The sequence below is a fragment of the Mesorhizobium sp. M7A.F.Ca.CA.003.01.2.1 genome, from assembly GCF_003998945.1.
Taxonomy (GTDB): Bacteria; Pseudomonadota; Alphaproteobacteria; order Rhizobiales; family Rhizobiaceae; genus Mesorhizobium; species Mesorhizobium ciceri.
In genome coordinates this window covers 1-4,941 of record NZ_RZRA01000381.1, presented here as the reverse complement: position 1 = coordinate 4,941, position 4,941 = coordinate 1, and the positions used below count along the sequence as shown (strand labels likewise).

General features: G+C 63.2%; 6 protein-coding genes. 2 read left to right on the top strand and 4 right to left on the bottom strand.

The annotated features are described in order from the left end of the window. Nucleotides 1-180: 180 nt before the first annotated feature. The 4 genes from coaE to EN969_RS16630 all read right to left on the bottom strand — a co-directional run bounded on the left by coaE (nucleotide 181) and on the right by EN969_RS16630 (nucleotide 3,271). Nucleotides 181-780: a dephospho-CoA kinase gene (gene coaE / locus EN969_RS16645; protein WP_063169603.1), complete on the bottom strand. Its 600-nt coding sequence runs from the start codon at nucleotides 778-780 to the stop codon at nucleotides 181-183. Beyond that, a complete protein-coding gene (locus EN969_RS16640) occupies nucleotides 777-1,619 on the bottom strand; it encodes a shikimate dehydrogenase (RefSeq protein WP_063169602.1) in 843 nt (280 codons plus the stop codon). Before EN969_RS16640 ends, coaE begins: the two co-directional genes overlap by 4 nt. Next, a complete protein-coding gene (locus tag EN969_RS16635; protein WP_063169601.1) occupies nucleotides 1,612-2,211 on the bottom strand; it encodes a Maf-like protein in 600 nt (199 codons plus the stop codon). Before EN969_RS16635 ends, EN969_RS16640 begins: the two co-directional genes overlap by 8 nt. Nucleotides 2,212-2,449: 238 nt before the next feature. Next, complete coding sequence (locus tag EN969_RS16630; protein WP_013528729.1) at nucleotides 2,450-3,271, bottom strand: pyruvate, water dikinase regulatory protein; 822 nt, start codon at nucleotides 3,269-3,271, stop codon at nucleotides 2,450-2,452. Nucleotides 3,272-3,676: 405 nt separating this feature from the next. Between EN969_RS16630 and hemE the strand changes: the two genes are divergently transcribed. Then, the gene (gene hemE, locus EN969_RS16625) at nucleotides 3,677-4,708 is read left to right on the top strand and encodes a uroporphyrinogen decarboxylase (RefSeq protein ID WP_024504092.1); all 1,032 of its coding nucleotides are present in this window, start codon (nucleotides 3,677-3,679) and stop codon (nucleotides 4,706-4,708) included. Continuing rightward, nucleotides 4,708-4,941: CopD family protein (locus EN969_RS16620; protein WP_206525166.1), on the top strand; the 234-nt coding region annotated here is incomplete at its 3' end. The genes hemE and EN969_RS16620, both read left to right, overlap by 1 nt.

Here is a 4,941-nt window from a genome sequence, read left to right as displayed (position 1 = left end):
ACGGAGGGGGGGTCGACCTTTGCCGCTTGCCTAGGTTTTCTTGCTTGCCAGATTGTGCCTGGGTTGCGGCTACTGCGCGTTTGGCGAATGCCGTCCCCAACTCCGGAGGGGGAGGAAGGAGCAAAGCCGGCAGGCAGATAAGCGGCTCTCACATCGACAGCTGGCGGTCGAGCGGTGGGCTCAACCACCTGGCTTGCCAACCCCTATCAGCTGGCTGATGATTGCAGCGACCTCCGCCCGCGCGGCGTCCATCCCCTGGCCGGTGTCGACGATGAAATCGGCCTGACGGCGTTTTTCCGCGTCCGGCACCTGCTTGGCCAGGATCGACGCCAGCTTTTCCTCCGTCATGCCCGGCCGCGCCAGCACGCGTTCGCGCTGGGTCTCGGCCGGGGCGGTGACGACGACGACCTTGTCGACGCGGTTGCGGCCGCCGGTTTCGAAGAGCAGGGGGATGTCGAGGACGGCGATCGGCGCGCCTGATCCACGATGCCTGGCCAGAAAGGCATCGGCATCGGCGCGCACCAGCGGGTGGATGATGGTTTCCAGCCGCTTCAGCGCCGCGGCATCGCCGAGCACGCGCGCGCCAAGTTTGGCACGATCGACCATGCCGGCGGATGTGGTGCCGGGAAAGGCGGCCTCGACCAGGGGTGCTGCCTTGCCGGCATAGAGGCGATGCACCGTCTCGTCGGAATCGTGGACCGGCACGCCGGCGTCAGTGAACATCCTGGCTGTGGTCGACTTGCCCATGCCGATCGAGCCGGTGAGGCCGAGCACGATCATGGCTTCGGCACCAGATCGGCGACGATCAGGGCCCGAAGTTCGGCCGTCACCCGCGGCCTGATGCCGAACCAGCGCTCGAAGCCAGGCACGGCCTGATGCAGAAGCATGCCGAGACCGTCGACCGTCTTCAGATTTCGCGCTCGGGCGGCCGCAAGCAGCGGCGTCTCCAGTGGCACATAGACGATGTCGGTGACGATGGCATGGTCGGGCAGCCGGGCGGGATCCGCCGACAGGCCTTCATTGCCATGCATGCCGAGCGCGGTGGTGTTGACCAGCAGGCCGGCATCGCCGAGCAGTTCGTTGGTCGCCGCCATGCCATGCGCCGAGACACCGGTGCCGAAACGATCGCGCAATTCCTGCGCTCGGGCCAGAGTGCGGTTGACGATGCGAATGTCGGCAACGCTGCGCTCCTTCAGCGCATGGATGACGGCGCGCGACGCGCCGCCGGCGCCGAGCACCACCGCCGGACCCTTGCTTGCCCAGCCCGGTGCATGATCGTCGAGGTTGGCGGCAAAGCCGTGACCGTCAGTGTTGCCGCCCCACAGGATGCCGTCCTCGAACCACAGCGTGTTGACGGCGCCGATTTCTTGCGCCGCCTGGTCGCGGCGTTCGGCCAATGCGAAGGCCGCTTCCTTGTGCGGGATGGTGATGTTGCCACCGCGGTAATTGTTTGCCTGCAATGTTTCCACGAACACGGCAAAGTCTTGCGGCGCGACATCGATGGCCTGGTAGCTTCCGTCGATGCCATGTTTGGCCAGCCAGTGACCATGGATCTTCGGCGAGCGCGAATGCTTGACCGGATGGCCCGACACGAAGGCTTTTTTCGACGCCTCAGCCATCGATCGCCCCCAGGTCTCGCAGTTCGGCCAGCAGCGGCAACAGCGGCAGGCCGACAATGGTGAAATGATCGCCCTCGATTTTCTCGAACAATTGAATGCCTTCGCCTTCGATCTGATAGGCGCCGACGCTTCCCAGCGCCTTGGCACCGACACGGGCGAGATGGCGCCCGATAAAGGCGGGATCGAGCTTGCGCATGGTCATCGAGGCGATGCCGACATGCCGCCACAGAACCTTGCCGTCGCGAACCAGCACGGCGGCGCTGTTCAACTGATGGGTCTTGCCCGACAGCGCCAGCAAATGACGGCGGGCACCCTCCATGTCAGCCGACTTGTGGAACACCTCGTCGCCGAGCGACAGCGTCTGGTCGCAGCCCAGCACCAGGGCGCCCGGCCTGCGCTCGCTGACTTCGGTCGCCTTAGCCTCGGCCAGCACCAGGGCGACGTCCTCGGGCGAGACGCCGCTATCCTGCAAAGGCGACTCGAGCGCGCGCTCGTCGACATCGGCCGGCACCGCCTCGACATCGACGCCGGCATTGACCAGCATCGCCTTGCGGAACGGACTGCCGGAAGCAAGGATGAGTTTTTCGATCATGCTGATTCACCCATGTTGGCGCTCCGTCACGCACCCCTCATCCGACCGAGCTTCGCTCGGCCACCTTCTCCCACAAGGGGAGAAGGGAAGTCCCGCGCGTACGCCGCTGCAAATCGCCAACTGGCGGTATCTTGCGGAGACGACGGTGCCACGTTCTTCCTTCTCCCCTTGTGGGAGAAGGTGGCCTCGCGAAGCGAGGTCGGATGAGGGGTGCTGGTGCTCACTTATCTTACCTGCCCTATCTATTCTTCCCCCGCAGGGCAACGATGGCCGCCGCCGTTTCCTCGATCGAGCGGCGGCTGACGTCGATCATCGGCCAGCCATGGCGCGTGCAGATCTTGCGGGCGTAGGCGAGTTCTTCGCTGATCGCCGCGCGGTCGACATAGTCTGATGCCTCATACGAGCTGCTGTTGCCGAGGATGCGGTTTTGCCGGACGTGCGAGATGCGCTCGGCGGTGGCGATCAGCCCGACGATGAGCGGCTTGCTGGCGGCAACCAGGCTTTCCGGCACCGGCACACCGAGCACGATCGGGATGTTGGCGGTCTTGATGCCGCGGTTGGCGAGATAGATGCTGGTCGGCGTCTTCGACGTGCGAGAAATGCCGATCAGCACGACATCGGCATCGTCCATGTTGAGCGGCAGCTGGCCGTCATCATGGTCCATGGTGAAATTGAGCGCGTCGATGCGGCGGAAATATTCGGCGTCGAGAACATGCTGGGCGCCGACGCGGCGGCCGGCGGGGGTGCCGAGATAGGACTGGAACACGGTCAGCACCGGCTCCAGCACCGACACACAGGGCAGGCCCATGGCCGCGCAGCGCTCGTCGATGCCGCGCGCCAGCTTCTGGTCCACGACCGTATAGAGGATGATGCCCGGCTCTTCCTCTATATCCTCGAACACCTTCGCCACCTGCTTTTCGGTGCGGATGAGCGGATAGATATGCTCGATGGCGCGCGCATCCTTGTATTGTGCCGAAGCCGCCCGGCCGGCGGCGAGCAGCGTTTCGCCGGTCGCGTCGGAAATCAGGTGCAGGTGGAAGAAGCTCTGGGGTTTGTTCACAGGGGGTCACCTGGGGCTGTGGGCTTCTGTGGATAAAGCGGGATGAAAAGAGGGGGCGGTCGGAGGCGACTGTATCAGATGGCAGTTTGTCCACAATTCGATGCGCTGTCAGCTTCGTCGGGCGACTGGGGACAAGTTTGGGGACGGCTTTTTTCGCCTACAGTCCGTCCACAGGACCTGCCTTTCACCGCTCTGCCTAACGCTTTGACTCGATTGATCGATTCCGACCTATCCCCAGAACCCTACATCTGGGAAAAAGAAGCACGCGACAATATGTTGGCTGGCGTTTTCCGGGGCAAAGCGGGACAGGTGGCAATCACCAGAACCAACAGACTCTTAGAATCAGAAGAATCTTAGATATAAGAATCTTTGATTATAGAAGAGGCCGGAAGAAGCGAGCGCTCGATGCCCCAGAACCGGATCATGCTGGATGTCCTGAAGGGCAAGGCTCATTTTCCGCCTCCGCTCTGGATGATGCGTCAGGCAGGGCGTTATCTGCCGGAGTATCGGGAGACACGCAGGCGAGCAGGCTCGTTCCTCGATCTCTGCTATGATCCAGACCTTGCCGTCGAAGTGACCTTGCAACCGATCGAGCGCTTCGGCTTCGATGCTTCGATCCTGTTTTCCGATATCCTTGTCGTTCCGCATGCGCTTGGCCGTGACGTCCGTTTCGAAGAGGGCAGAGGGCCGCTGCTGACGCCGATCACCGCGCCGCAGATTCTGGCTCTGGAAGGCAAGGTGTTTCACGTGAATCTCGAACCGGTCTACGAGACGGTTCGCCGGTTGCGGGCCAAATTGCCCGACGAGACAACCCTGATCGGCTTCTGCGGCGCGCCGTGGACGGTGGCGACCTACATGATTGCCGGCCATGGCACGCCCGACCAGGCGCCGGCGCGGCTTTTTGCCTATCGCGAGCCGGTGGCCTTTCAACGATTGCTGAAGGTGCTTGCCGAACATTCGGCCGCCTATCTCATCCGCCAGATCGAGGCGGGCGCGGATGTGGTGCAGATTTTCGATTCCTGGTCCGGCGTGCTGGACGATGAAACTTTCGATTTGTTCTGCGTTCAGCCGATGGCCGAGATCGTTGGCCGGGTGCGGGCGGTTTATCCCGATGTCCCGATCATCGGTTTTCCCAAGGGCGCCGGTTCGCGCTACCGGACCTATCGACAGAAGACCGGCGTGACGGCGCTGGGGATCGACTGGACGGTGCCCCTGATCGCGGCGAAGGAATTGCAGCGCTCGGGTGCGGTTCAGGGCAATCTCGATCCCTTGCGGCTCGTCGCTGGCGGCAAGGCGCTGTCGGATGGCGTCGAGGCGATCCTGAGAGCGCTGGGAGACGGGCCGCTGATCTTCAACCTCGGTCACGGCATCACGCCGGAGACGCCGATCGCCCATGTCGAGGCGATGGTGAAACAGGTGCGGAGCGCGACACGCTGATGGCTCAGATGAACAACACGAACAGCACCGGCCAGGCGATGATGCGCATGATATCAGGTATCGCCGTGCTGATCGTTTTCACCGCGCTTTTGTATTTCGCGGCACCCGACAGTTTTTACCCCTGGGCCAAGGCGATCCATATCCTCGCCGTCATCTCGTGGATGGCGGGCATGCTCTATCTGCCGCGGCTGCTGGTCTACCACACCGATGCCGAGAAGGGCTCGGTGCAGTCG

What these genes read in the sequence shown, in the direction of transcription:
- coaE (WP_063169603.1), bottom strand. Translation starts at nt 780, where the DNA reads ATGATCGTGCTCGGCCTCACCGGCTCGATCGGCATGGGCAAGTCGACC.
- EN969_RS16640 (WP_063169602.1), bottom strand. Translation starts at nt 1,619, where the DNA reads ATGGCTGAGGCGTCGAAAAAAGCCTTCGTGTCGGGCCATCCGGTCAAG.
- EN969_RS16635 (WP_063169601.1), bottom strand. Translation starts at nt 2,211, where the DNA reads ATGATCGAAAAACTCATCCTTGCTTCCGGCAGTCCGTTCCGCAAGGCG.
- hemE (WP_024504092.1), top strand. Translation starts at nt 3,677, where the DNA reads ATGCCCCAGAACCGGATCATGCTGGATGTCCTGAAGGGCAAGGCTCAT.